This is a genomic window from Streptomyces sp. BI87 (genome assembly GCF_025957665.1).
In the GTDB taxonomy this organism is placed as follows: domain Bacteria; phylum Actinomycetota; class Actinomycetes; order Streptomycetales; family Streptomycetaceae; genus Streptomyces; species Streptomyces albidoflavus.
On the sequence record NZ_CP110079.1, the window covers coordinates 5,239,079 to 5,262,920 of the forward strand.

Genomic DNA, 23,842 nt, shown 5'->3' on the forward strand with positions numbered 1-23,842 from the left:
CCGCACCGACCGGACCGAGGGCGTCCCCGCACCGGGGCGCCCTCGAGACGCAAGCCGGAGCCCCCCTCGCCTCATGGGCGAGGGGGGCTCCGGCACTCCGGGACTCAGGCGTCCCTACGGCAGCGCCAGCATCCGCTCCAGCGCCAGCTTGGCGAAGTCCTCGGTCTCCTTGTCGACCTCGATGCGGTTGACCAGGGTGCCCTCGGCCAGCGACTCCAGGGTCCACACCAGGTGCGGCAGGTCGATCCGGTTCATGGTCGAGCAGAAGCAGACCGTGCGGTCGAGGAAGACGATCTCCTTGTCCTCCTCGGCGAAACGGTTCGCCAGCCGCCGGACCAGGTTCAGTTCGGTACCGATCGCCCACTTCGAGCCGCGCGGCGCCGCCTCCAGCGTCTTGATGATGTACTCCGTCGACCCGACCAGGTCGGCGGCGGCCACCACCTCGTGCTTGCACTCCGGGTGCACCAGGACGTTGACCCCGGGGACCCGGGCGCGTACGTCCTCGACCGACTCCAGCGAGAACCGGCCGTGCACCGAGCAGTGGCCGCGCCACAGGATCATCCGCGCGTCCCGCAGCTGCTCGGCGGTGAGGCCGCCGTTGGGCTTGTGCGGGTTGTAGACGACGCAGTCCTCCAGGGACATGCCGAGGTCGCGGACGGCGGTGTTGCGCCCGAGGTGCTGGTCGGGCAGGAAGAGGATCTTGGTGGTGGCCGGGTCCTGGCCCTGCTCGAAGGCCCACTCCAGCGCCCGCTTGGCGTTGGACGACGTGCAGATGGTGCCGCCGTGCTTGCCGGTGAACGCCTTGATGTCCGCCGAGGAGTTCATGTACGCGACCGGGACCACCTGGTCCGCGACGCCCGCCTCGCTCAGCACGTCCCAGCACTCGGCGACCTGCTCGGCCGTGGCCATGTCGGCCATCGAGCAGCCCGCCGCCAGGTCGGGGAGGACCACCTTCTGCTCGTCGGAGGTGAGGATGTCCGCCGACTCGGCCATGAAGTGCACGCCGCAGAAGACGATGTACTCCGCCTCGGGCCGCGCGGCGGCGTCCCGGGCGAGCTTGAAGGAGTCACCCGTGACGTCGGCGAACTGGATGACCTCGTCGCGCTGGTAGTGGTGACCGAGGACGAAGACCTTGTCCCCGAGCTTCTCCTTGGCCGCGCGGGCGCGCGCCACCAGGTCGGGGTCGGACGGGGAGGGCAGGTCCCCGGGGCAGTCGACGCCGCGCTCGCTCGCGGGGTCGGCCTCACGGCCGAGCAGCAGCAGAGCGAGGGGCGTCGGCTGCACGTCGAGGTCGGTGCGGGGCTGGGCGGTGGTCACGTCACGCACCCTTTCTGTTCTGCAGACGAGCCTTTTCGTCTAATTGACGTTATCTATCATAACCGCATAATGTCACTTTGACGATGCCGCTCGCGTCACTGTGACGCATCCCCCGCTGCCCGGCCCCCTGCCCCGTGCCGTACCGGCGCCCCGTGTGCGAGCATGAAGAGACCGGCCGGACCCCCGCCGTGGCCGGGCCCAGTGGCCCGCACGGCACGCGCCGGAAAACAAACAGGCCGGATGCGGAATGTTCCGGCCTCACCGGCAGTTGCCCATAGTCGGCAAGCAGTCCGTACAACCCGGGAGCGATGTAGATGTCCGTTCAGGACGAGAAGACCACCGTGAGTGACGGCATTCTCCTGTCCGACGCCGCCGCGGCCAAGGTCAAGGCCCTGCTCGACCAGGAAGGTCGTGAGGATCTGGCGCTGCGCGTGGCGGTCCAGCCCGGTGGGTGCTCCGGCCTTCGCTACCAGCTGTTCTTCGACGAGCGTTCGCTCGACGGGGACGTCGTCAAGGACTTCGGCGGAGTCAAGGTCGTCACCGACCGGATGAGCGCCCCGTACCTCGGCGGCGCCTCCATCGACTTCGTCGACACCATCGAGAAGCAGGGGTTCACCATCGACAACCCCAACGCCACGGGCTCCTGCGCCTGCGGTGACTCCTTCAGCTGAGTCGCTTCGCCAAGAGGCGGTGCCCCACTCCGGTGGGGCACCGCTTTTTTGTTGGGCTGGCCTCACTTGCCGGCCGGGCTCGGTGGCCTCAAGCGCCGGCCGGGCTTGTATGGGGGCTTCGTGGTCGGCTGGGCCTGCGTGTCGTGGATGAGGGGCTGGGTGTTGCCTTGCGGTTCTCTGCTGGGCATGTGGTGGTAGCGGGTCGGCTGCCGGGTGAGGGTGGTGCGGCCTGGTCTTCGGTGTGTGCGGTGTGCGGCGTACGGGGCTTCGGGGTGAACCGGGGTGGCTCCTTCCGGGCTGTGAGTGCGAAGGCTGGTTGCGCTGAGGGCTCTGGGGGAGGGAGGGTGGAGCGTCAGGTGGGCGAGGGGGGTGTTATGTGGCTTTCGAGCCAAACGTCGCGATCTGGCAAGCTTGCAGGAATGGGCTGGGTCGGTAGGTAAAGCCGCAGGTCATGGAGAGTGGTCCCCGCGTATGCGGGGGTGGTCCCCAGCTCACCAGCACCGCCGAGGGCACCGTGACCGTGCTCCCCGCGCCAGCGGGCCTACCAACGGCCACCCAGAATCAGCTCTGCCCTGCCCGACCCCGCCCCCTCAGAACGCCAAGATCGTGATCGTAGCCGCGTAGATCACCACCAGCAGCGCTCCGTCGAACCCCAGGCGGAACCAGCCGCGTTCCTGGCGGATGAGGAGGCCGCCGAGGACGACAGTGGTCATGACCAGGGCGGCGCTGGTGAGGAAGAGTTCGTCGTTGCCGGCGGCGTGGTAGAGGGAGCCGGCGCGGTAGGCGAAGTCGCCTACGGCCAGGTTGAGGACGTCGAGGGAGTTGCCGCCGATGATGGCGGCGAAGGCGAGGGTGATGGCGCCGCGGCGGACGGCGGCGATCGAGGTGACCGCTTCCGGGAGGCCGTTGATGACGCCCAGGATCACCGCGCCGACGAAGCCCGCGCGCAGGGTGGTCGCCGACAGGATGCCCTCGGCGGCCTGGGTGACGGCCCATCCGGCGACGACCACGATCCCGGCGATGACCACGAACTCGGCCCAGAGGCGGGGGGTGGACCGGAGGGCGAACGCGCCGTCGCTCTGCGGTACGTCCCAGACGGTCTCCCGGGTGCGTACCGCTCGCCACATCGGCTCGGTGTTCTTGTGGATCAGGTGCAGGCCGCCCAGGTAGAAGAGGATCAGCACGAACGAGGCCGGGTGCACCCCGGCCACCGTCACGTCCGGGCTGAACGAGGCCATCAGCGCCAGCCCCAGCAGCCCGGTCAGCAGGCAGCCGAAGAGGAGGTTCTGGAGCGAGGCGGCGGCGTGTTCCAGATTGACCCGCCGGTAGAAGGCGTCGGCCGCGACCACCGCCAGCGTCTGCGCCGCGATCCCGCCGACCGCGTTGCTGTACGCCAGCTCCGGCTGGCCGTCGGCGGCGCTCACCGCCGTCATCACGATGCCGGAGAGCGAGGTCACCAGGCCGAAGAGGACCGCCCCGAAGAGCGCCTCGCCCCAGCCCGTACGGTCGGCCAGTACGTCCCCGAGCCCCGCCAGCCGCACACTGCACGCCACCGTCAGGGCCCCGGCCAGGCACACCACCACGACGCTCCAGCCCAGTGGCCACTCTCCGGCCAGCATGTCCGGCACCCTCGCCCCGTCCGGTGGTCGACGCCCGTTTCCTCACTGGGTGCCCGGTGCCGGGCGGGCGCCACACCGAAGGGACGAGGGTTCACCGGTGCGGGTCAATACGGCTAGGAGGTGTCTGGCACGTCTCAGTCGCGCGGGACCGCCGAGCCGTCCTCGCCGATGACCTTGCGGTCGCCGAGGGGCTCGTCCAGGGTCACCTTCGCCGTGAGCTGCTTGGCCATCTTCACGCAGACCTTGCCGGGATCCTGCGGCTCGCCGGTGATCCGGACCGTGACGCTGCCGGACTTCTCCTCGGCCTCGGCCGTGTACTTCTCGCAGACCCCGCCCCAGAAGCGGACGGTCAGTTCCTTGCCGTCGGCGCGGTAGGACTCGGCCTGGGACAGCTTGCGGTCCTGGTCGGGGGTGGCGCCGGGGTCGGTGCCCGGCTGCTCCGGCGTCGGGGCCGGGGCCAGGTACTCGGGGACGACGGCCGGGCGGGTCACCGTGTGCGAGCGGTCGTGGCCCTCGGGGCGTACCTCGAAGAGCCAGGACGGGACCAGCGCCTGGCGGCCGGAGACGAACTGGGCGGAGAGGCCGAAGACCGCCCCGCGCACCGCCACCGGCTCGCGCTCCGGCGCGTCACCGCCCGGCGTGCACGGGTCCTTCGGGGGAGCGGAACCGTCGGCCGACCCGTCGCCGTCGAGCGGGGCCGCGCTGGCGCAGCCGCCGATGCCGACCTTGCCGTCGCCCTTCGAGGCGCCGTTGAGCTGGGCGAGCGCCTGCTTCGCGGTCAGCACCGGATAGGTGTCGCCCTTCACCGGCTCGGAGAGCTGCCCGCTGCCGCCGACCAGGGAGCCGTCCGGGGCCACGCGTACGCCGGTGCTCCAGCCGTACGTCGGCAGGCCGTCCACCACCGGCTGGGCGTTGACCACCCGGACCCCGCCCGAGACCTGGCCGGCGTCGAGCTTGGCGTCGTCCTGACCGAGTGCCTTCAGTACGGGGACGGCCGCGCTCTTCGCCGCCTTCTCGCCGACCGGGTCGTCTTCCTTGCCGCCGTCGGAGGAGTTGGCGCACATCTTGCCCTGGGGGCAGTCGTCACCGTGCGGCACGGTGTGGCCCTGGAAGCTCCAGGTGCCGGGCGCCTGCTTGTTGACCCGCAGCAGCGGGCCCTGGCCGTCCTTGGCCGTGCCCACCAGCCAGCTGCCGCCCTCGGTGCGCGGCTCGCCGGAGACGCCGAGCGCCTTCGCCAGCTTCGCCACGTCTGCCTCGCGCGGTCCCTCGAACCGCTGGACGGCCGCCTCGCCCGGGCCCTCGGGCAGCTTCCCCTTCGCCTGGTAGAGGCCGCCTCCCGGGTCCGGTTCACCGGGGGCCACGCCCCGGGTGTGGCCGTCCAGCTCCAGCGGGGGAGGGGTGCCGCCCGCGTCCGCGCCGGCCGGCTGCCCGCCGTCCTTCGCGTCGCCGGAGGCGGCCGCGGTCACCAGGTAGGCTCCTCCGCCGCCCACGATCAGGACGGCTGCCGCCACCGAGGCAACGGCCATCGGGGAACGCCGCCTGGGCCGTTCCTGCTCCTGGTCGGATCGCTCGGTGCTCACCGCATCGCTCCTTCGCCTGGACTGTCCGTACGGCCTTCCCCGGGGAAGGGCCGGCCGTCACCGGTGTCCCCCTGTTGGGGACGCCGGTGGGACGGGGCGGAGCGGAAGTCGGTTCCCGTGGGGCCGGAAGAGGGAGGCGGGAGCGCGTGCCGGTCTAGTCGCCGTACTCCGACATGCCGTCGATCAGGCGCACCGAGGCCGGGGTCACGCGGACGCCGTGGATCGCGGAGAGGGGGACCGTGGTGCGGGGCGCGCCGTGCGGGGCGGGCCAGTCCTTGGACATGCGGGCGCAGTCGCCACGCAGTACTTCGAAACCGTGGTCCAGCTCGAGGGGGCCGGCGTCCTTGACGCTCTGGTTCGACATATCTGCACCGTAGGCATGTCCTCTCCGGAGAGGAAAGCCCTACTATCGGGTAGTTTCGTCGATTCGCGTCGCCTTGGGCCCGGCAGGGGCCAGCGGATAGCGTGAACCGACCGAACTCCGCGTCACCCGCCCGGGCGCCCGCCGCCCCCCACCCCTCGCAGGGAGCAGACCCGCCGTGCGTATCGCTGTCACCGGCTCCATCGCCACCGACCACCTGATGACCTTCCCCGGCCGCTTCGCCGACCAGCTCGTCGCCGACCAGCTCCACACGGTCTCGCTCTCCTTCCTCGTCGACCAGCTCGACGTCCGGCGTGGCGGGGTCGCGGCCAACATCTGCTTCGGCATGGGCCAGCTCGGCACCGCGCCCGTCCTGGTCGGCGCGGCGGGGGCCGACTTCGACGAGTACCGGGCCTGGCTCGACCGGCACGGCGTCGACACCGGCTCGGTCCGCATCTCCGAGGTGCTGCACACCGCGCGCTTCGTCTGCACCACCGACGCCGACCACAACCAGATCGGCTCCTTCTACACCGGTGCCATGAGCGAGGCCCGCCTCATCGAGCTCCAGGCCGTCGCCGAGCGGGTCGGCGGCCTCGACCTCGTCCTCATCGGCGCCGACGACCCCGAGGCGATGCTCCGCCACACCGAGGAGTGCCGCAGCCGGAACATCCCGTTCGCCGCCGACTTCTCCCAGCAGATCGCGCGGATGGACGGCGCGGAGATCCGCACCCTCCTCGACGGCGCCACCTACCTCTTCTCCAACGAGTACGAGAAGGGCCTCATCGAGTCGAAGACCGGCTGGAGCGACGAGGAGATCCTGGGCCGTGTCGGCCACCGCGTCACCACCCTCGGCTCGCGCGGCGTACGCATCGAGCGCGCCGGTACCGACCCGGTCGAGGTCGGCGTGCCCGAGGAGGAGACCAAGGCCGACCCGACCGGCGTCGGCGACGCCTTCCGCGCCGGCTTCCTCTCCGGCCTGTCCTGGGGCGTCTCCCTGGAGCGCGCCGCCCAGGTCGGCTGCATGCTCGCCACCCTGGTCATCGAGACCGTCGGCACCCAGGAGTACACCCTCGGCCGGGTCCCCTTCATGGACCGCTTCACCAAGGCGTACGGCCACGACGCCGCCGCCGAGGTCCAGGCCCACCTGGTCTGAGCCGCACCGGCCGGGCGGCGGCTCGCACCCGCCGCCCGGCCCCGGCTCAGACCCGCCGCCGCACCTGGTAGGCGGTGCCCCGGACGGCCGGCTCCTCGCCGACGTACTCCTGCTCGCGCATCCTGCACCAGGCGGGGATGTCGAGCCGGGCCGCCTCGTCGTCGCTCAGCACGGTGACGGTGCCGCCCACCGGGACCCGGTCGATCACCTTGGCCAGCTCGATCACCGGGATCGGGCAGCGGCGTCCGAGCGCGTCCACCACCAGGGCCTCCTCGACGGCCGGCGGTTCGGCGCCGGGCGCCCCCAGCCGGGCCCGGACCGCGCGGACCGCCTCCGGCAGCACCGTGAGGAAGTGGTCCACGTCGGTGGCGGGCGTCCCGTGCGGCAGCGACACCCGGACGTTCCCCTCGCTCAGTACGCCCATCGCCCGCAGCACATGGCTGGGCGTCAGTGTCGAGGAGGTGCAGGACGAGCCCGAGGAGACGGCGAAGCCGGCCCGGTCCAGCTCGTGCAGGAGGGCCTCGCCGTCGACGTAGAGGCAGGAGAAGGTGACCAGGTGCGGCAGCCGGTGCACCGGGTCGCCGACCACCTCCATGTCGTCCACCAGCTCCGGCAGCCGCAGCCTGATCCGGTCCACCAGCTCCCGCAGCCGCACCCCTTCGGCCTCCGCCTCGGCGCGTACCGCCCGGAGCGAGGCCGCCGCCGCGACCACCGCCGGGAGGTTGCCGAAGCCGGGGGCGCGGCCCGACTCCCGCTCGTCCGCCGGACCCCGCGGCGCGAACCGCGTCCCCTTGCGCACCGCCAGCAGTCCCACCCCGGGCGGGCCGCCCCACTTGTGGGCGCTGCCGGTCAGCAGGGACCACGGGCCGGGGACCGGGCCCCAGGGGAGCGACTGGGCGGCGTCCACCAGCAGCGGGACCGTGGCCGCCCGGCAGGCTTCGGCCACCTCCTCCACCGGCTGGGCGGTGCCCACCTCGTGGTTGGCCGACTGGAGGCAGGCCAGCGCGGTGTCGGCGCGCAGGGCGGCGGCGAAGGCCTGGGCCGGGACGCGGCCGGTGCTCTCCACGCCGACCCGGTCGACCTCGCCGCCCTCGGCCTCGAAGGACTCGGCCGTGTGCAGGACCGAGGAGTGTTCGACCTCGGAGACGACGAGGTGGCGGCCGACGCGGCGGCGGCCCGCCAGGGCGCCGGCCATGCCGGAGTGGACGGCCTGTGTCCCCGAAGGAGTGAAAACCAGCTCGTCCGGGCGGCAGCCCACCGACTCGGCCGCGCTCTCGCGGGCGGCGTCCAGGAGGAGGCGGGCGCGGCGGCCCTCCCGGTAGAGGCGGGCCGGGTCGGCCCAGCCCTCGTCGAGGGAGGCCAGGAGGGCCTGGCGGGCCGTCGGATGCAGGGGGGCGGCCGACGCCGCGTCGAAGTAGGGCACGGCGTCACGCTAACCCCGCGGGATGGGGCCGGCGCCCCGGGGGGAAGAGTGTGGCTCGCCGGTTCTCACGTGGCCGTCCCGTGGGCCCGGGGTGGGGTGGCCTCAGTCGCCGGCCGGGCTTCACAGCTTCACAGGGGGCCCGGTGTCCTCGCGCGCGCCCGCGGGAGAACAAGGTGGGCCAGGGGAGTGGAGGGAGCGGTGGTGTTGGGCGGAAGGGGTGTCAGATGGGAGAAAGGCGCCGGGATTCCGTACGGATTCCACCCCTTCGGGGTGCGGCACGGCGCGTTGGGCACCCTCCCCGCGCGGCCCCAAATCGAGTCCAGTAGGGTTTGGTCCGCATAAACATCCAATCCCCTGCCCGCCGCAGGGCCGGCGACCGACCAGCGTGGAGGCCGCACCCGACCGCGCGGGCGAGACTCTCGGGAAGGCGCTACGTGAGTCCCAACGGCTCCGACCGCTCGTCGCGGCGCCCGATGCGGCGGAAGCTGCCGCAGGTGCTGACTGCGGGCCTGATCCTGGCAACCGCCACCGGTTGCACATACGAGGACTTCCCCCGTCTTGGTATGCCCACTCCGGTGACCGAAGAGGCACCGATCATCCTCTCCCTCTGGCAGGGCTCCTGGGCGGCTGCGCTCGTCACGGGTGTCCTCGTGTGGGCGTTGATCCTCTGGGCCTGCTTCGCCTACCGGCGGACGCGCACCAAGATCGAGGTACCCCCGCAGACCCGGTACAACATGCCGCTCGAGGCGCTGTACACCGTGGTTCCCGTCCTCATCGTCTCGGTGTTCTTCTTCTTCACCGCCCGCGACGAGTCGAAGCTGCTCGAGCTCTCCGACGAGCCCGCCCACACCATCAACGTGGTCGGCTTCCAGTGGAGCTGGGCCTTCAACTACGTCGAGGACGTGGACGGCGACCCGTCCACCGGTGACGCGGCCAAGGACAAGGACCTCAAGGCCATCCCGGACCGCTTCAAGGGCGCGTTCCCCGAGGGAGCCGAGGGCGTCCACGCCGTCGGTACCCCCGGCGAGCGCAACCCGCAGAACGGCAACCCGGGCCCGACCCTGTGGCTCCCCAAGGGCGAGAAGGTCCGCTTCGTGCTGACCTCGCGGGACGTCATCCACTCCTTCTGGGTGGTCCCGTTCCTGATGAAGCAGGACGTCATCCCCGGCCACACCAACTCCTTCGAGGTGACCCCCAACAAGGAGGGCACCTTCATGGGCAAGTGCGCCGAGCTCTGCGGCGTCGACCACTCCCGCATGCTCTTCAATGTCAAGGTCGTGTCTCCCGAGCGCTACCAGCAGCACCTTGAGGAGCTCCGGGAGAAGGGCCAGACCGGGTTCGTCCCGGCCGGCATCGAGCAGACGGACCCGGCCAGGAACTCGGAGAAGAACCAACTGTGAGCATCCTCAACGAACCCCAGGGTGACGCCGCAGCTGACGACTCGTACGAGAACGAGCTGCCGGTTCGCCGCAAGCAGCCGGGCAATGTCGTCGTGAAGTGGCTGACCACCACCGACCACAAGACGATCGGCACGCTGTACCTGGTCACCTCGTTCGCCTTCTTCTGCATCGGCGGCCTGATGGCCCTGGTGATGCGCGCCGAGCTGGCCAGGCCCGGCACGCAGATCATCTCGAACGAGCAGTTCAACCAGGCGTTCACGATGCACGGCACGATCATGCTGCTGATGTTCGCGACGCCCCTCTTCAACGGTTTCGCGAACTGGATCATGCCGCTCCAGATCGGTGCGCCCGACGTGGCGTTCCCGCGGCTGAACATGTTCGCCTACTGGCTCTACCTCTTCGGCTCGCTGATCGCGGTGGCCGGCTTCCTCACCCCGCAGGGTGCGGCCGACTTCGGCTGGTTCGCCTACTCCCCGCTGTCGGACGCCGTCCGCTCGCCGGGTGTCGGCGCCGACATGTGGATCATGGGTCTGGCCCTCTCGGGCTTCGGCACGATCCTCGGTTCGGTCAACTTCATCACCACGATCATCTGCATGCGCGCGCCCGGCATGACGATGTTCCGCATGCCGATCTTCACCTGGAACGTCCTGCTCACCGGTGTCCTGGTGCTGCTGGCCTTCCCGGTCCTGGCCGCCGCGCTGTTCGCCCTGGAGGCGGACCGCAAGTTCGGGGCGCAGATCTTCAGCCCGGAGAACGGCGGAGCACTGCTCTGGCAACACCTCTTCTGGTTCTTCGGGCATCCAGAGGTGTACATCATCGCCCTGCCGTTCTTCGGCATCGTCTCCGAGATCATCCCGGTGTTCTCGCGGAAGCCGATCTTCGGCTACATGGGTCTGGTCGGCGCGACGATCGCGATCGCCGGTCTCTCCGTGACGGTGTGGGCGCACCACATGTACGTCACCGGCGGCGTTCTGTTGCCGTTCTTCTCCTTCATGACCTTCCTGATCGCGGTACCGACCGGTGTGAAGTTCTTCAACTGGATCGGCACCATGTGGAAGGGCTCCTTGTCCTTCGAGAACCCGATGCTGTGGTCGGTCGGCTTCCTGGTCACCTTCCTCTTCGGTGGCCTGACCGGCGTCATCCTGGCCTCCCCGCCGCTGGACTTCCACGTCTCGGACTCGTACTTCGTCGTCGCGCACTTCCACTACGTCGTCTTCGGCACCGTGGTCTTCGCGATGTTCGCCGGATTCCACTTCTGGTGGCCGAAGTTCACCGGCAAGATGCTGGACGAGCGGCTCGGCAAGATCACCTTCTGGACGCTGTTCATCGGCTTCCACGGCACCTTCCTGGTCCAGCACTGGCTGGGTGCCGAGGGCATGCCCCGCCGGTACCCGGACTACCTGGCCGCCGACGGCTTCACCGCCCTGAACACGGTCTCGACGATCAGCTCGTTCCTGCTCGGCCTGTCGCTGCTGCCGTTCTTCTACAACGTCTGGAAGACCGCCAAGTACGGCAAGAAGATCGAGGTGGACGACCCGTGGGGCTACGGCCGTTCGCTGGAGTGGGCGACCTCCTGCCCGCCGCCGCGGCACAACTTCCTCACGCTGCCGCGTATCCGTTCGGAATCCCCGGCGTTCGACCTGCACCACCCTGAGATCGCCGCCATCGACCACCTTGAGGACCACGACCCGCAGCCCAAGGCCGTCGCGGGCACCAAGGAGGCAGGCAAGTGAAGATCCAGGGCAAGATGTTCATCTGGCTGAGCGCCTTCATCCTGCTCGTGGCCGTGGTCTACGGCCTCTGGTCGCGGGAGCCCGCCGGGACGACGGCACTCTTCCTCGCCTTCGGCCTCTCCATCATGGTCGGCTTCTACCTGGCGTTCACCGCCCGGCGGGTCGACGCGATGGCGCAGGACGACAAGGAGGCGGAGGTCGCGGACGAGGCCGGCGAAGTGGGCTTCTTCAGCCCGCACAGCTGGCAGCCGCTCTCCCTCGGCATCGGCGGTTCCCTGCTCTTCCTGGGCGTCGTCTTCGACTGGTGGCTCATGTTCTTCTCCGCCCCGATGCTCCTCATCGGACTCTGGGGATGGATCTACGAGTACTACCGAGGCGAGAACCAGAACCAGTGACACCTCGCTGAACCCCGCCGCCCCGGCGGCCCGTCAGGCCCGGCACCTCCCTCGCGGAGGGGCCGGGCCTGACGGCGTTCCCGCACCCGAACGGCCCAACCCGCCGGGCCGGGCGCCCTGTCCGTTCCTACGGTGTGGACATGAGCCACACTCCGCGAATCCGTACGGTTCTGAGCTGCACCGTGCTGGTGGTCGCCCTCGGGGCCGGGGCCACGGCATGCGGGAGCTCCGAGACCCACCCGCTCGCGGCCGCGCCGTACGACGCGGCCCAGGACGTCGCCATCAGCGCCGGCGGCCGCGCCAAGGCCGACCCGGACAAGCCCCTGGAGGTCACCGCCACCGGCAAGGGGCGGCTGACCGACGTCGTCGCCGTCGACGCCTCCGGACGCCGGGTCGCCGGCGAACTCTCCGCCGACGGCACCCGCTGGCGTACCACCGGCCCGCTGGCCGCCGCCGCCCGCTACACCGTCACCGCCTCCACCGAGAACGGCGACGGGGGCCCAGGGCGGCGCACGATGACCTTCGACACCGCCGCGCAGGGCAAGGGCAAGGACAAGCGCCTCAAGGTCACCTTCGGCCCCGAGAAGGGCACCTACGGCGTCGGGCAGCCGATCGTGGCCGAGCTCAACGCCCCCGTCGAGGACCGCAAGGCCCGCGCGGTGGTCGAGAACTCCCTGAAGGTCACCTCGAAACCGGCCGTGGAGACCGGCGGCTGGTACTGGGTGGACAGCAAGACGCTGCACTACCGGCCCAAGGAGTACTGGCCCGCCAACGCCACCGTGACGGCCCGCAGCGAACTCGGCGGCGTCCGGGTCACCGACAAGGTCCGCGGGGCCGCGGGCAAGCCCCTGACGATCCGCACGGGCAGCAAGATAGAGGCCGTCGTCGACGCCTCCCGGCACGCCATGACGGTCTTCAAGGACGGCGAGGAGCTGACCACCCTCCCGGTCACCACCGGCAAGCCCGGCTTCGCCACCCGCAACGGCGTCAAGGTGGTGCTCGGCAAGGAGTACTTCGTCCGGATGCGCGGCACCTCGGTGGGCATCGCCGCGGGCAGCTCCGAGTCGTACGACCTGCCGGTGTACTACGCGACCCGGGTCACCTGGAGCGGCGAGTACGTGCACGCCGCGCCCTGGTCGGTGGGCTCGCACGGCTCGGCCAACGTCAGCCACGGCTGCGTCGGGATGAGCACGAAGAACGCCGCCTGGTTCTTCGAGACGGTCCGCGAGGGCGACCTGGTCCACGTCGTCAACAGCATCGGCGAGGACATGGACCCGTTCGGCAACGGCTTCGGCGACTGGAACGTCGACTGGGCGGAGTGGAAGGCCGGCAGCGCCAACGCCCCCGAGGCGCCGCCCGGCAAGGCCCCCGGGCCCGCCGACCGCCTCAGTCCCCGGATCTGAGCGCGTGACGCGCCCGACACGCCGCGAGGGGCGGCCCGGATCTCCCGGGCCGCCCCTCGCGGCGGTCGTACGGCTCCAGAAGCGAGGAAGATCACTCTTACGAGTGGCCCCGCGCCCGGACTCAGGCCGTGACGGGCTTGCGCGGCCGCAGCAGGGCCGCCAGCGCCTCGGCGAACTCCACCGGCTCCACCGGCAGCGTCACGGCCGCGTCGGCGCGGCTCCAGGTGGCCAGCCAGGCGTCCTGCGGGCGGCCCATGAGCAGCAGCACCGGCGGGCACTGGAAGATCTCGTCCTTGAGCTGCCTGCACACGCCCATGCCCCCGATCGGGGCGGTCTCGCCGTCCAGCACGCAGGCGTCCACGCCGCCGTGCTCCAGCTCCTTGAGGACGGCCGGGAGGGTCGCGCACTCCACGAACCGCACCGGGGGGACGTCCGCCGCCGGCCTGCGGCCCGCCGCCAGCCGGACCTGCTCGCGGGTGGCGGAATTGTCGCTGTAGACCAGCACCGTGGCGGTCGCCTGCATGGTTCCTCCGTGACGTCGGTGTCTTCGGGCCCTGCGGTCTTGCCACCCCCGGCGGACCCGCCCCACGGGGCGTACGCGGCCGTGCCGGAGGCCGTGCGGCACCGGCCCACCCCTGGGCCGCACCGGGGTCTCCCGGGGGCCGCCCTGCGGGCGGGGCCGATGCGCGGATGCTACTCCGTCCGACACCCCGTCAACACCGGTCCGACAGCCTCGGCGATGGGCCGTTCGAGCTGGGCAGGGAGGGCTGACACTCCGAACGGCACCCCCCGGAGTGAGGGCGGGATAAGGGACCGACATAATGTCGGTCGTGGCGACAGCAACGACAGTAGAAACAGGGCACGCGCACCCGACGGTCAATCGGCCGAACCTCACCAGTGTGGGCACCATCATCTGGCTGAGTTCCGAGCTGATGTTCTTCGCGGCCCTCTTCGCGATGTACTTCACCCTGCGATCGGTGACCGGGCCGGATCACTGGAAGGAAATGGCGGACAGCCTGAACTTCCCGTTCTCGCTCACCAACACCTCCATCCTGGTGCTCTCCTCAGTCACCTGCCAGCTCGGCGTCTTCGCCGCCGAGCGCGGGGACGTGAAGAAGCTCCGGATGTGGTTCATCGTGACCTTCATCATGGGTGCGATCTTCATCGGCGGTCAGGTACTCGAGTACACCGAGCTGGTCAAGCACGAGGGGCTCACCATCTCCTCGGACCCGTACGGCTCCGTGTTCTACCTGACCACCGGCTTCCACGGACTGCACGTGCTGGGCGGTTTGTTCGCCTTCCTTGCCGTCCTCGGCCGCACCTACGCGGCCAGGAGGTTCACCCACGAACAGGCCACGTCCGCCATCGTCGTGTCCTACTACTGGCACTTCGTCGATGTCGTCTGGATCGGCCTCTTCGCCACGATCTACATGATCAAGTAATTAGGTCTCGTACTTCGTACGAAGTCCCACTGCCCAGAAGCATCGACGCAGAAGATCCTGACACCGGGGTAATCCGTGAAAAAGCTCTCCGCACGACGACGCCATCCGCTGGCGGCGTTCGTCGTCCTACTCCTCGCGCTGGCGGCCACCGGGGGGCTGTACACCGCGTTCGCACCCGCGGACAAGGCGCAGGCCGAAGAAACCGCCCAGTCCCTCGCCATCGAGGAGGGCAAGAAGCTCTACGCCGTGGGCTGCTCCAGCTGCCACGGCACCGGCGGTCAGGGCAGCTCTGACGGTCCGAGCCTGGTCGGCGTGGGATCGGCCGCGGTCGACTTCCAGGTCGGCACCGGCCGGATGCCGCTCCAGCAGCCCGGCGCCCAGGCACCGGCCAAGCCGGCGATCTACACCCAGGCCGAGATCGACCAGATGGCGGCCTACATCGCCTCGCTCGGCGCCGGCCCCACGACGCCGACCGCCAAGCAGTACAGCCCCGAGGGCGCCGACATCGCCAACGGCGGCACACTGTTCCGCAACAACTGCGCGCAGTGCCACAACTTCACCGGCGAGGGCGGTGCGCTCACCAACGGCAAGTACGCGCCCGACCTCACGGACGTGAGCCCCAAGCACATCTACGAGGCCATGCAGACCGGCCCGCAGAACATGCCGTCCTTCCCGGACACGGTCCTGCCCGAGCAGGAGAAGAAGGACGTCGTCGCGTACCTCCAGACGGTCAACAGCGACAAGTCCGAGAACCCCGGCGGTCTGAAGCTGGGCGGTATCGGCCCGGTGGCCGAAGGACTCTTCGCGTGGATCTTCGGCCTCGGCACCCTGATCGCCGTGGCCATCTGGGTCGCCGCCCGGACCGCAAAGGCCAAGAAGTCATGAGCAGCCAAGAGAATTCTGAAGAGAACCTGCCGACGAAGCAGGACTCCGCGCACGGCGCGGTGGCCGTGGCGGACGACCCGTTCGCCGACCCCGGCCTGCCCCCTCACGAGGCCCGGCAGCAGGACCTGGACGAGCGGACCGCCAAGCGGTCCGAGCGGACCGTCGCCCTGCTCTTCACGGTGTCGATGCTGGCGACCATCGGGTTCATCGCGTGCTTCGTGATCTTCCCGGTCGACAAGATCGTCCACATCTGGCCCATCGGCAAGGTCAGCGCCCTCAACTTCTCCCTGGGCCTGACCCTCGCCGTGGCGCTGTTCTGCATCGGCGCGGGCGCCGTCCACTGGGCGCGCACCCTGATGTCGGACGTGGAGATCGCCGACGACCGGCACCCGATCTCGGCCGAGCCCGAGGTCAAGGCCAAGGTCCTCAACGACTTCAAGCAGGGCGCCGAGGATTCGGTCCTGGGCCGTCGCAAGCTCATCCGCAACACCATGTTCGGCGCGCTGGCCATGGTGCCGCTCTCCGGCGTCGTCCTCCTGCGCGACCTCGGTCCGCTCCCCGAGGACAAGCTGCGCCACACCCTGTGGGGCAAGGGCAAGGCCCTGGTCAACATGAACACGGGTGAGCCGCTGCGTCCCGAGGACATCGCGGTCGGCTCGCTGACCTTCGCCAAGCCCGAGGGCCTGGAGGAGCACGACCACGGCTTCATGAACGAGATCGCCAAGGCCGCCCTGATGATCGTCCGGCTCCAGCCGGAGGACATCAAGGACAAGCGCGAGCTCGACTGGTCGCACGAGGGCATCGTGGCCTTCTCCAAGATCTGCACGCACGTCGGCTGCCCCATCAGCCTCTACGAGCAGCAGACGCACCACGCGCTCTGCCCGTGCCACCAGTCCACCTTCGACCTCTCCGACGGTGCCCGGGTGATCTTCGGCCCCGCCGGACATGCCCTGCCGCAGCTGCACATCGGCGTGAACGACGAGGGCTACCTTGAAGCCCTCGGCGACTTCGATGAGCCCGTCGGTCCTGCCTTCTGGGAGCGCGGATGAGTAACACGACCACAGCGCCTGCCAATGAGCAGCGGGGCAAGGCTCCCGCGGGCGAGCGGGTGGCGGACTGGGCAGACGGCCGGCTGGGGATCTACTCCCTCGCCAAGGCCAACCTGCGCAAGGTCTTCCCGGACCACTGGTCCTTCATGCTCGGCGAGATCTGCCTCTACAGCTTCATCATCATCATCCTCACGGGTGTGTACCTGACGCTGTTCTTCCACCCGTCGATGAACGAGGTGGAGTACCACGGCGTCTACGCGCCGATGCAGGGCGTGCTGATGTCCGAGGCGTACGCCTCGACGCTCGACATCAGCTTCGAGGTCCGCGGTGGTCTGCTCATCCGGCAGATCCACCACTGGGCCGCGCTGATCTTCCTCGCCGGCATGTTCGTGCACATGATGCGCGTCTTCTTCACGGGCGCCTTCCGCAAGCCGCGTGAGATCAACTGGCTGTTCGGCTTCCTGCTCTTCGTCCTCGGCATGTTCACCGGTTTCACCGGCTACTCGCTCCCGGACGACCTGCTGTCGGGCACCGGTGTCCGGTTCACCCAGGGCGCGATCCTGTCGGTGCCGATCGTCGGTACCTACATCTCGATGTTCCTGTTCGGCGGCGAGTTCCCCGGCACGGACTTCGTGGCCAGGTTCTACTCGATCCACATCCTGCTGCTGCCGGGCATCATGCTCGGCCTCGTGGTGGCCCACCTGATCCTGGTCTTCTACCACAAGCACACGCAGTTCCCCGGTCCCGGCCGGACCGAGAAGAACGTCGTGGGCATGCCGCTCATGCCGGTCTACATGGCGAAGGCCGGAGGCTTCTTCTTCCTGGTCTTCGGTGTCATCGCGGCGGTCGCCGCCATCGCGACGATCAACCCGATCTGGACGATCGGCCCGTACCGGCCGGACATGGTGGGTACCGGCGCCCAGCCGGACTGGTACATGGGCTTCGCCGAGGGCCTGGTCCGCGTGATGCCTGGCTGGGAGATCAACCTCTGGGGCCACACGCTGGTCCTGGGTGTCTTCATCCCGCTGGTGGTCTTCGGTCTGGTGCTGGGCGCGATGGCGGTCTATCCGTTCATCGAGTCCTGGATCACCGGTGACAAGCGCGAGCACCACCTGCTGGACCGCCCGCGCAACGCACCGACGCGTACCGCGCTCGGCGTCGCCTGGATCACGATGTACATGATCACGCTGGTGGGTGGTGGAAACGACCTCTGGGCGACCCACTTCCACCTCTCGATCAACGCGATCACCTGGTTCGTCCGGATCGGCTTCTTCGCCGGACCGGTCATCGCCTTCATCGTGACCAAGCGGATCTGCCTGGGTCTCCAGCGGCGCGACGCCGAGAAGGTGCTGCACGGACGCGAGTCCGGCATCATCAAGCGGCTTCCGCACGGTGAGTTCATCGAGGTCCACGAGCCGCTCAGCCAGGAGCAGCTGCACACCCTCACCCAGCACGAGCAGTACAAGCCGGTCGAGATCGGCCCGACGGTCGACGAGAACGGTGTCGAGCGCAAGGTCAAGGGCGGCGAGAAGCTCAGGGCCAAGCTCTCCCAGGCGTACTTCGGCGAGGGGACCCAGATCCCCAAGCCGACCGCCGAGGAGTACAAGGAGATCCAGGAAGGCCACGGCCACCACTGATCTCCGCGCCACCCTGACCGACTGATCGCCACGCCTGGGGCCCCGTCCATTCGCTGGACGGGGCCCCAGGCCGTTGCCGGGCTTGGTTAGGGTATGGACCATCCCGCAGTTCGAGACGAACCAGGAGCGACCATGAGCGCTGCGCAACCCGCTGGAGGCGACACCACGGCGGTCCGTTCCTGGCCGGAGGTGCTCAACGGCCTGCTGGAGGGACGTGACCAGAGCGCCGACGCCACCGCCTGGGCGATGGACCGCATCATGCGCGGCGAGGCCACCGACGCCCAGATCGCCGGCTTCGCGGTCGCGCTGCGGGCCAAGGGCGAGACGGTCCAGGAGATCAGCGGCCTGGTCCACGGGATGTACGCGCACGCCCGCACCATCGAGGTGCCCGGCGAGAGCGTCGACATCGTCGGCACCGGCGGCGACGGCGCCCGTACGGTCAACATCTCCACCATGTCCGCCATCGTGATCGCGGGGACGGGCGCCAAGGTCGTCAAGCACGGCAACCGGGCCGCCTCCTCGGCCTCGGGCGCCTCCGACGTGCTGGAGAAGCTCGGCGTCAATCTGGAGCTGGCCCCCGGCCGGGTCGCCGAGGTCGCGGAGGAGGCCGGGATCACCTTCTGTTTCGCGGTCCGCTTCCACCCGGCGCTGCGGCACGTCGCCCCGGCCCGCAAGGAACTGGGCATCCGCACGGTCTTCAACTTCCTGGGACCGCTCACCAACCCGGCCCGGGTCCGCGCCCAGGCCACCGGGGTCGCCGACGCGCGGATGGCGCCGATCATCGCCGGCGTCCTCGCCGAACGCGGCTCCTCGGCGCTGGTCTTCCGGGGCGACGACGGGCTCGACGAGCTGACCACCACCGCCACCTCCCGGGTCTGGCTGGTCGGCGGCGGCGAGGTGCGCGAGGAGACCTTCGACCCGCGCGACGTCGGCATCGAACTGGTGCCGGTGGAGGCGCTGCGCGGCGCCGACGCCTCGTACAACGCCGATGTGGCGCGCAGACTCCTGGCGGGCGAGAAGGGCCCCGTCCGGGACGCCGTCCTGCTCAACTCCGCCGCGGCCCTCGCGGCCCTGCGCCCCTCGGCCGCGCCGCTGACCGAGCGCATCGCCGACGGGATGCGGCTGGCCGCCGAGTCGCTGGACTCCGGCCGCGCCCAGGCGGCCCTGGAGCGCTGGGTGGCGGCCTCCCACCGGTGAGGCCGCACCCCAAGTCGCGGCCCGCAGGCGGCCGTTGAGTATCCGCACCGCCGAGGCGCGGTCCGCATGACGGACCGCGCCTTGCGTGTTCCGCCCGGTGTGGCAAGATGCTGGCAGGTCATGAGTGACAGCGACTACGGCCCCGGCCCGCTGTCCGGCAACCCTCCGTCCGTGGCGGGGTGCCCCGGGTGAAGACCAGGCCGCGGTCAGACCGTCCGCGGCAAGCGCGGACCCCTCGCGCCCCGTCGGGGCGAGTGTCCAGGGGTCCTGGTCCTTCGAGGGAGCGGTTCTCGTGAGCAAGCGAATGCGTTAGGGCCGGCCGGCCCGACGGCGTCCCTCTCTTCTTTTCTCCCCGCGGCCTTCGGCCGCGAGGGCAGTGACGCCGTACTTCCCGGGTGACTCCCGGGACCCGGGCCGCGGTTGCCCCCCACCTCGCACCCCCTTCTCCGTCCTCGCCGCCGGGCGTCGCCACGCGCCCCGCCGCGCACCGCTCCGGGAGTACCCATGACCGCCACCGCCGTCCACGCCGTCGCCGAACCGACGATTTGTGCCCCGCTGCCCGTTCTGGGCGCTGACGTGACCGTCCCCCTCGCCACCGGCGGGGAGCGCACCTACGCCGCCCTCGACTACGCCGCCAGCGCCCCCGCCCTCCAGCGGGTCTGGGACGACGTGGCCGCCTACGCCCCCTACTACGGCAGCGTCCACCGGGGGGCCGGGCACCTCTCCCAGCTCTCCACCGACCTCTTCGAGAAGAGCAGGGCCACCGTCGCCGCCTTCCTCGGCTGCCGCCCCGACGACGAACTCCTCTTCACCCGCTCCACCACCGACTCCCTCAACCTGCTGGCCGGCGCCCTTCCCGAGGGGTGCGAGGTCTTCGTCTTCGAGACCGAGCACCACGCCGCACTGCTGCCCTGGCGCTCCGCCCGCCTCACCGTCCTCGACGCGCCCCGCAGCCACGACGAGGCCGTCCGCACCCTGGAGCGGGCCCTCGCCGCCCGCGACCCGTACGGCCCGGCGCTGGTCTGCGTCACCGGCGCCTCCAACGTCACCGGGGAGATCTGGCCGGTCCGCGAACTGGCCGCCGCCACCCACGCGCACGGCGCCCGCATCGTCCTGGACGCCGCCCAGCTCGCCCCGCACCGGCCCGTCTCGCTGACCGAGCTGGACGTCGACTGGGTCGCCTTCTCCGGTCACAAGCTGTACGCGCCGTTCGGCTCCGGGGTGCTGGCCGGACGCGCCGACTGGCTGCGCGCCGCCGAGCCGTACCTCGCCGGGGGCGGGGCCAGCCGGACCGTCACCCGCGCCGAGGACGGCGGGGTGGAGGTCTCCTGGCACACCGGCGCGGCCCGGCACGAGGCCGGCTCGCCCAACGTCATCGGCGCCTACGCCGTCGCCGCCGCCTGCACCGCGCTCACCGAAGCGGGGCAGGAGCAGCTGGCCGTCCGCGAGGAGGCGCTGCTGGAGCGGCTGCTGACCGGCCTCGCGGAACTGCCCGGCATCCGCGTCCTGAACCTCTTCGGGGCCGGCGCCGACCGGGTGGGCGTGGTCTCCTTCACGGCCGAGGGCTGGCACAGCTCGCACCTGGCCGCCGCCCTCTCCGCCGAGTACGGCATCGGCGTCCGCGACGGCCTCTTCTGCGCCCACCCGCTGGTGCGCACCCTGCTGGAGGCGGAGCGGACCGAGCCCGGCGAGTGCGGTGCGCCCCAGGAGACCGACGGGCAGGCGCTCAGCGCGGTCCGGGTCAGCTTCGGGGCGGGGACGCCCGAGGAGCACGTCGAGCGGTTCCTCGGCGCCGTCCGCGAACTGGTCACCACCGGCGCCCGCCTGGACTACCGCACCGTCGACGGGCGCTGGGTCCCGGCCGTCTGAACGACGGCGGCGGCCGCCGCGACCGGGCCGAGCCGTGCCCCGAGCAAAACCATCCGCAGGGCCCGCTCGGTGGCGTCGGTGAGGAACTCCGCGCCCCGGCCCAGCGCCTCCGCCAGCCCCACCGGCGCGGGCAGGATGCCGCTGCAGGCGTCCACGCCGGGTACCTGGCCGTGGCCCTCGCCGAGGGTTCCGGCCAGCGCCAGCACCGGGCGGCCGGAGAGCTTGGCGCGGCGGGCCACCTCGGCGGGCACCTTGCCGCGCGGGGTCTGCGCGTCGAGGGCGCCCTCGGCGGTCACCACCAGGTCGGCCCGGGCCAGCCGGACGTCCAGGTCGAGCCGCCCGAGCAGCACCTCGAAGCGGGGCCGCAGCTCGGCCCCGAGGGCGGCGAGCCCCGCCCCGAGCCCGCCGGAGGCGCCCGTACCGGCGTCCAGCCGGAGGTCGGCGAGGCGGCAGCGGCCCGGTGCCACATCCCGGGCCAGCACCGCCGCCCACCGCTCCAGACCGGCCGCCAGCTGCTCGACCCGCTCGGGCGAGGCCCCCTTCTGCGGACCGAAGACCCGCGCCACGCCCCGCTCCCCGCAGAGCACGTTGTACGGGTTGCAGGCCACCTTGATCCCGGCGCGGGCCAGCCGGGGGTCGAGCCCGGCCGTGTCGATCCGTGCCAGGCGTGACAACTCCACGCCGCCCGGTCCCAGTTCGCGCCCCTCGGCGTCCAGGAGGCGGGCGCCCAGAGCCTGGAGCGCGCCGGCGCCCCCGTCGGACGTACCGGAGTCGCCGCAGCCGACCAGGACGCGGGTGGCGCCGGCGTCGAGGGCGGCGGTGATCAGTTCGCCGACGCCGCGGGTGGTGGTGCGGCCGGGGTCGCGGGCGGTGCGGGGGACCAGGGCGAGGCCCGCGACGGCGGCCATCTCCACCACCGCCGTGGAGTCGGGGAGCAGAGCGAAGTGAGTCGGCACCGGGGCGCCCACGGGGCCGGTGGCGGTGCGGTGGAGGAGCCGGCCGCCCGCCGCCTCGGCCAGTGCCTCGGCGGTGCCCTCGCCGCCGTCGACCAGCGGGATCAGGTCCACCTCGGCGTCGGGGACCACCCGGTGGATGCCGGCGGCGATGGCGCGGGCCGCCTCCGGAGCGGAGAGGGACTCCTTGAATCCGCTGGGGGCGACGGCGAAACGGGTCGGGTACTGCGGCACGGTGACTCCCGGGGATCGGGCGGACAGGACGGTGTGGGGGAGAGGCGCGCGGCCGTCAGGAGACGGGCACGCCGAGCAGCGGCCACACCGCGAGGGCGAAGGCCAGCACCAGCAGGGCGGTCAGCGGCGCGAGCAGCGCCGAGAGCCGCAGCAGGTCGCGCGGGGTGTACGTGGGGGTGTCCGGTATCCCGGCGAAGAGCGTCACCGGCTTCGCGGAGGCGGGCAGGGTGTGGCAGAAGCCCGCTGCGGCGGTGGAGGCGAGGGCGGCCGCGACCGGGTTGACCCCGGCGCCCGCGGCGGCGGCCACCACCAGCGGGACCAGCACGCTGGACCGGGCCGAGCGGGACTGGAGGACCAGGTGGGCCGCCGTGCTGACCCCGATCACCACGGCGAGGAAGGCCCACGGCGGTACGTCCAGCGGCACCCCGCCGACCAGCCAGCGGGCCGCGCCCGAGTCGGCCAGCGCGATGCCCATCGCCATCGTCGCGGCCATGAAGAGCAGCAGCGACCAGGGCACGGTGCGCAGCGCGTCCTTCATCCGGACCGTGCCCAGCGCCGGGGAGGCGGCGACCACCGCGCCGATCAGCGCGACCACCGCCGGGGGCACCCGGTGCAGGGGCTCGCTGCACCAGAGCACCACCACGGTGGTGAGCAGCAGGGCGCAGCGGGCCTCGGCGGGGGAGAGGGGACCGGTCACCGGGGAGTCGCTGTGCTGCTGGATGTCGTCCGCGCCGATCCGCACCGGGCCCTTGCGGTCGGCGCGCCGGGTGGTGGTCAGCAGGACCGCCTCGGCGGCGAGGTGGGAGGAGGCGATGGCGAGGGGGAGCCCCAGCAGCAGCCACTCGGTGAAGCCGATCCGCTCCCCGGTGGCCTCCCAGAGCACCGAGACGGTGATGAGGTGGGCGCCGGCACCGATCAGCGTGGCCACCGCCGACAGCAGGATGACGGTGGGGAAGAGCAGCGCCAGCATCACCACCACCCGGCGCCGGTCGCTCAGCACCTTGGCGAGCGCCAGGAAGACCGGCAGGGCGAGGGCGGCCCGGCCCGAGGTGGCCGGGACGGCGAAGGCGGTGACGACCAGCGCGGCGGTGGTCAGGTGGACCAGTTGGCGCACCGAGCGGGCACCGCTCACCAGGAAAGCCGCCGCCCGGCCCGCGAGCCCGGTCCTGCCCACCGCGGCGGCCAGCACGAAGGCGCAGATCAGCAGCCAGACGGTGTCGTCGCCGAGGGTGCCGAAGAGGGCGTCGCTGCTGATCACGCCGGTCACGGTGAGGGCGAGCCCGGCGCCGAGCGCGACGTAGGTGTCGTCCACCGGGCCGGCGATCCAGGCGGCGGTGGCGAGGACGAAGACGCCGAGCGTCAGCCGCCCCTCGCCGGTCAGGCCGGGGAACTGGCCGGGGACGAGGAGCAGGGCGCAGACGCTCAGCGCCGCGCACCACAGCGCGGCCTGGCGGAGAGTCAGGGTCACCCGTTCAGCCTGGGCGGCGGGGGTGAGCCGCCCATGAGGCCGTCATGAAGGAA

At 71.2% G+C, this 23,842-nt stretch carries 20 protein-coding genes and 1 riboswitch; of the genes, 12 read left to right on the forward strand and 8 right to left on the reverse strand.

Features of this window, described 5'->3' with window-relative positions:
• Positions 1 to 114 precede the first annotated feature (114 nt).
• Positions 115 to 1,317 carry a quinolinate synthase NadA gene (nadA, locus tag OIM89_RS23355; RefSeq protein ID WP_008406954.1) on the reverse strand — a complete coding sequence of 401 codons (1,203 nt, stop codon included), beginning with the start codon at positions 1,315 to 1,317 and terminating at the stop codon, positions 115 to 117.
• Between the two features lie 314 nt (positions 1,318 to 1,631).
• Here nadA and OIM89_RS23360 point away from each other — a divergent pair, with 314 nt between their 5' ends.
• Positions 1,632 to 1,988, forward strand: a complete 357-nt coding sequence (locus OIM89_RS23360) for an iron-sulfur cluster assembly accessory protein (protein WP_003947659.1) — start codon at positions 1,632 to 1,634, stop codon at positions 1,986 to 1,988.
• Between the two features lie 590 nt (positions 1,989 to 2,578).
• Here the strand turns inward: OIM89_RS23360 and OIM89_RS23365 are convergent.
• From OIM89_RS23365 to OIM89_RS23375, 3 genes are all read right to left on the reverse strand, one after another.
• On the reverse strand, positions 2,579 to 3,607 hold the full coding sequence (locus OIM89_RS23365) for a sodium:calcium antiporter (protein WP_030697077.1): 1,029 nt from the start codon (positions 3,605 to 3,607) through the stop codon (positions 2,579 to 2,581).
• 134 nt (positions 3,608 to 3,741) lie between these two features.
• On the reverse strand, positions 3,742 to 5,187 hold the full coding sequence (locus OIM89_RS23370; RefSeq protein ID WP_226965130.1) for a hypothetical protein: 1,446 nt from the start codon (positions 5,185 to 5,187) through the stop codon (positions 3,742 to 3,744).
• 154 nt (positions 5,188 to 5,341) lie between these two features.
• Positions 5,342 to 5,551 (reverse strand): hypothetical protein, encoded by a 210-nt coding sequence (locus tag OIM89_RS23375; protein ID WP_030697075.1) that lies wholly within the window; start codon positions 5,549 to 5,551, stop codon positions 5,342 to 5,344.
• Positions 5,552 to 5,726: 175 nt separating this feature from the next.
• Here OIM89_RS23375 and OIM89_RS23380 point away from each other — a divergent pair, with 175 nt between their 5' ends.
• Complete coding sequence (locus OIM89_RS23380) at positions 5,727 to 6,701, forward strand: carbohydrate kinase family protein (RefSeq protein WP_030697074.1); 975 nt, start codon at positions 5,727 to 5,729, stop codon at positions 6,699 to 6,701.
• Positions 6,702 to 6,747: 46 nt separating this feature from the next.
• Here the strand turns inward: OIM89_RS23380 and OIM89_RS23385 are convergent, their stop codons facing one another.
• Positions 6,748 to 8,124 carry a cysteine desulfurase/sulfurtransferase TusA family protein gene (locus tag OIM89_RS23385; RefSeq protein WP_151169737.1) on the reverse strand — a complete coding sequence of 459 codons (1,377 nt, stop codon included), beginning with the start codon at positions 8,122 to 8,124 and terminating at the stop codon, positions 6,748 to 6,750.
• A gap of 434 nt (positions 8,125 to 8,558) precedes the next feature.
• Here OIM89_RS23385 and coxB point away from each other — a divergent pair, with 434 nt between their 5' ends.
• The 4 genes from coxB (at position 8,559) to OIM89_RS23405 (ending at position 13,055) form a co-directional block, all read left to right on the forward strand.
• Positions 8,559 to 9,524: a cytochrome c oxidase subunit II gene (coxB, locus tag OIM89_RS23390; protein ID WP_030697072.1), complete on the forward strand. Its 966-nt coding sequence runs from the start codon at positions 8,559 to 8,561 to the stop codon at positions 9,522 to 9,524.
• Complete coding sequence (ctaD, locus tag OIM89_RS23395) at positions 9,521 to 11,257, forward strand: cytochrome c oxidase subunit I (protein WP_030697071.1); 1,737 nt, start codon at positions 9,521 to 9,523, stop codon at positions 11,255 to 11,257. The genes coxB and ctaD overlap by 4 nt, the downstream gene beginning before the upstream one ends.
• A complete protein-coding gene (locus tag OIM89_RS23400; RefSeq protein ID WP_030697070.1) occupies positions 11,254 to 11,652 on the forward strand; it encodes a cytochrome c oxidase subunit 4 in 399 nt (132 codons plus the stop codon). The genes ctaD and OIM89_RS23400 overlap by 4 nt, the downstream gene beginning before the upstream one ends.
• A gap of 140 nt (positions 11,653 to 11,792) precedes the next feature.
• Complete coding sequence (locus OIM89_RS23405; RefSeq protein ID WP_264491601.1) at positions 11,793 to 13,055, forward strand: L,D-transpeptidase; 1,263 nt, start codon at positions 11,793 to 11,795, stop codon at positions 13,053 to 13,055.
• Positions 13,056 to 13,176: 121 nt separating this feature from the next.
• Here OIM89_RS23405 and OIM89_RS23410 read toward each other — a convergent pair whose 3' ends face one another.
• Positions 13,177 to 13,578 (reverse strand): hypothetical protein, encoded by a 402-nt coding sequence (locus tag OIM89_RS23410; RefSeq protein WP_030697068.1) that lies wholly within the window; start codon positions 13,576 to 13,578, stop codon positions 13,177 to 13,179.
• A gap of 298 nt (positions 13,579 to 13,876) precedes the next feature.
• Here OIM89_RS23410 and OIM89_RS23415 point away from each other — a divergent pair, with 298 nt between their 5' ends.
• The 6 genes from OIM89_RS23415 (at position 13,877) to OIM89_RS23440 (ending at position 21,134) form a co-directional block, all read left to right on the forward strand.
• Complete coding sequence (locus tag OIM89_RS23415; RefSeq protein WP_003947648.1) at positions 13,877 to 14,497, forward strand: heme-copper oxidase subunit III; 621 nt, start codon at positions 13,877 to 13,879, stop codon at positions 14,495 to 14,497.
• 75 nt (positions 14,498 to 14,572) lie between these two features.
• Entirely contained in the window at positions 14,573 to 15,382 is an 810-nt protein-coding gene (locus OIM89_RS23420; protein ID WP_030697067.1) for a c-type cytochrome, read from the forward strand.
• On the forward strand, positions 15,379 to 16,431 hold the full coding sequence (locus OIM89_RS23425; protein WP_030697066.1) for a ubiquinol-cytochrome c reductase iron-sulfur subunit: 1,053 nt from the start codon (positions 15,379 to 15,381) through the stop codon (positions 16,429 to 16,431). Before OIM89_RS23420 ends, OIM89_RS23425 begins: the two co-directional genes overlap by 4 nt.
• Positions 16,428 to 18,068 carry a cytochrome b gene (locus OIM89_RS23430; protein WP_030697065.1) on the forward strand — a complete coding sequence of 547 codons (1,641 nt, stop codon included), beginning with the start codon at positions 16,428 to 16,430 and terminating at the stop codon, positions 18,066 to 18,068. The genes OIM89_RS23425 and OIM89_RS23430 overlap by 4 nt, the downstream gene beginning before the upstream one ends.
• 132 nt (positions 18,069 to 18,200) lie before the next feature.
• On the forward strand, positions 18,201 to 19,265 hold the full coding sequence (gene trpD / locus OIM89_RS23435) for an anthranilate phosphoribosyltransferase (RefSeq protein ID WP_030697064.1): 1,065 nt from the start codon (positions 18,201 to 18,203) through the stop codon (positions 19,263 to 19,265).
• 116 nt (positions 19,266 to 19,381) lie between these two features.
• Positions 19,382 to 19,498: riboswitch (SAM riboswitch) on the forward strand.
• Positions 19,499 to 19,769: 271 nt separating this feature from the next.
• Positions 19,770 to 21,134, forward strand: coding sequence for an aminotransferase class V-fold PLP-dependent enzyme (locus tag OIM89_RS23440; RefSeq protein ID WP_264491602.1), 1,365 nt, complete (start codon positions 19,770 to 19,772; stop codon positions 21,132 to 21,134).
• Here the strand turns inward: OIM89_RS23440 and OIM89_RS23445 are convergent.
• Positions 21,095 to 22,321: a glycerate kinase gene (locus OIM89_RS23445; RefSeq protein ID WP_047470769.1), complete on the reverse strand. Its 1,227-nt coding sequence runs from the start codon at positions 22,319 to 22,321 to the stop codon at positions 21,095 to 21,097. The genes OIM89_RS23440 and OIM89_RS23445 overlap by 40 nt on opposite strands.
• 55 nt (positions 22,322 to 22,376) lie before the next feature.
• Complete coding sequence (locus OIM89_RS23450) at positions 22,377 to 23,789, reverse strand: SLC13 family permease (RefSeq protein ID WP_030697061.1); 1,413 nt, start codon at positions 23,787 to 23,789, stop codon at positions 22,377 to 22,379.
• Between the last annotated feature and the right edge of the window lie 53 nt (positions 23,790 to 23,842).

Excerpts from the sequence above, each read along its gene's own strand:
- OIM89_RS23425 (WP_030697066.1), top strand. The coding sequence starts at position 15,379 with ATGAGCAGCCAAGAGAATTCTGAAGAGAACCTGCCGACGAAGCAGGAC.
- OIM89_RS23440 (WP_264491602.1), top strand. The coding sequence starts at position 19,770 with ATGACCGCCACCGCCGTCCACGCCGTCGCCGAACCGACGATTTGTGCC.
- OIM89_RS23365 (WP_030697077.1), bottom strand. The coding sequence starts at position 3,607 with ATGCTGGCCGGAGAGTGGCCACTGGGCTGGAGCGTCGTGGTGGTGTGC.
- OIM89_RS23405 (WP_264491601.1), top strand. The coding sequence starts at position 11,793 with ATGAGCCACACTCCGCGAATCCGTACGGTTCTGAGCTGCACCGTGCTG.
- OIM89_RS23410 (WP_030697068.1), bottom strand. The coding sequence starts at position 13,578 with ATGCAGGCGACCGCCACGGTGCTGGTCTACAGCGACAATTCCGCCACC.
- OIM89_RS23415 (WP_003947648.1), top strand. The coding sequence starts at position 13,877 with ATGTCGGTCGTGGCGACAGCAACGACAGTAGAAACAGGGCACGCGCAC.
- OIM89_RS23360 (WP_003947659.1), top strand. The coding sequence starts at position 1,632 with ATGTCCGTTCAGGACGAGAAGACCACCGTGAGTGACGGCATTCTCCTG.
- trpD (WP_030697064.1), top strand. The coding sequence starts at position 18,201 with ATGAGCGCTGCGCAACCCGCTGGAGGCGACACCACGGCGGTCCGTTCC.
- OIM89_RS23430 (WP_030697065.1), top strand. The coding sequence starts at position 16,428 with ATGAGTAACACGACCACAGCGCCTGCCAATGAGCAGCGGGGCAAGGCT.
- OIM89_RS23375 (WP_030697075.1), bottom strand. The coding sequence starts at position 5,551 with ATGTCGAACCAGAGCGTCAAGGACGCCGGCCCCCTCGAGCTGGACCAC.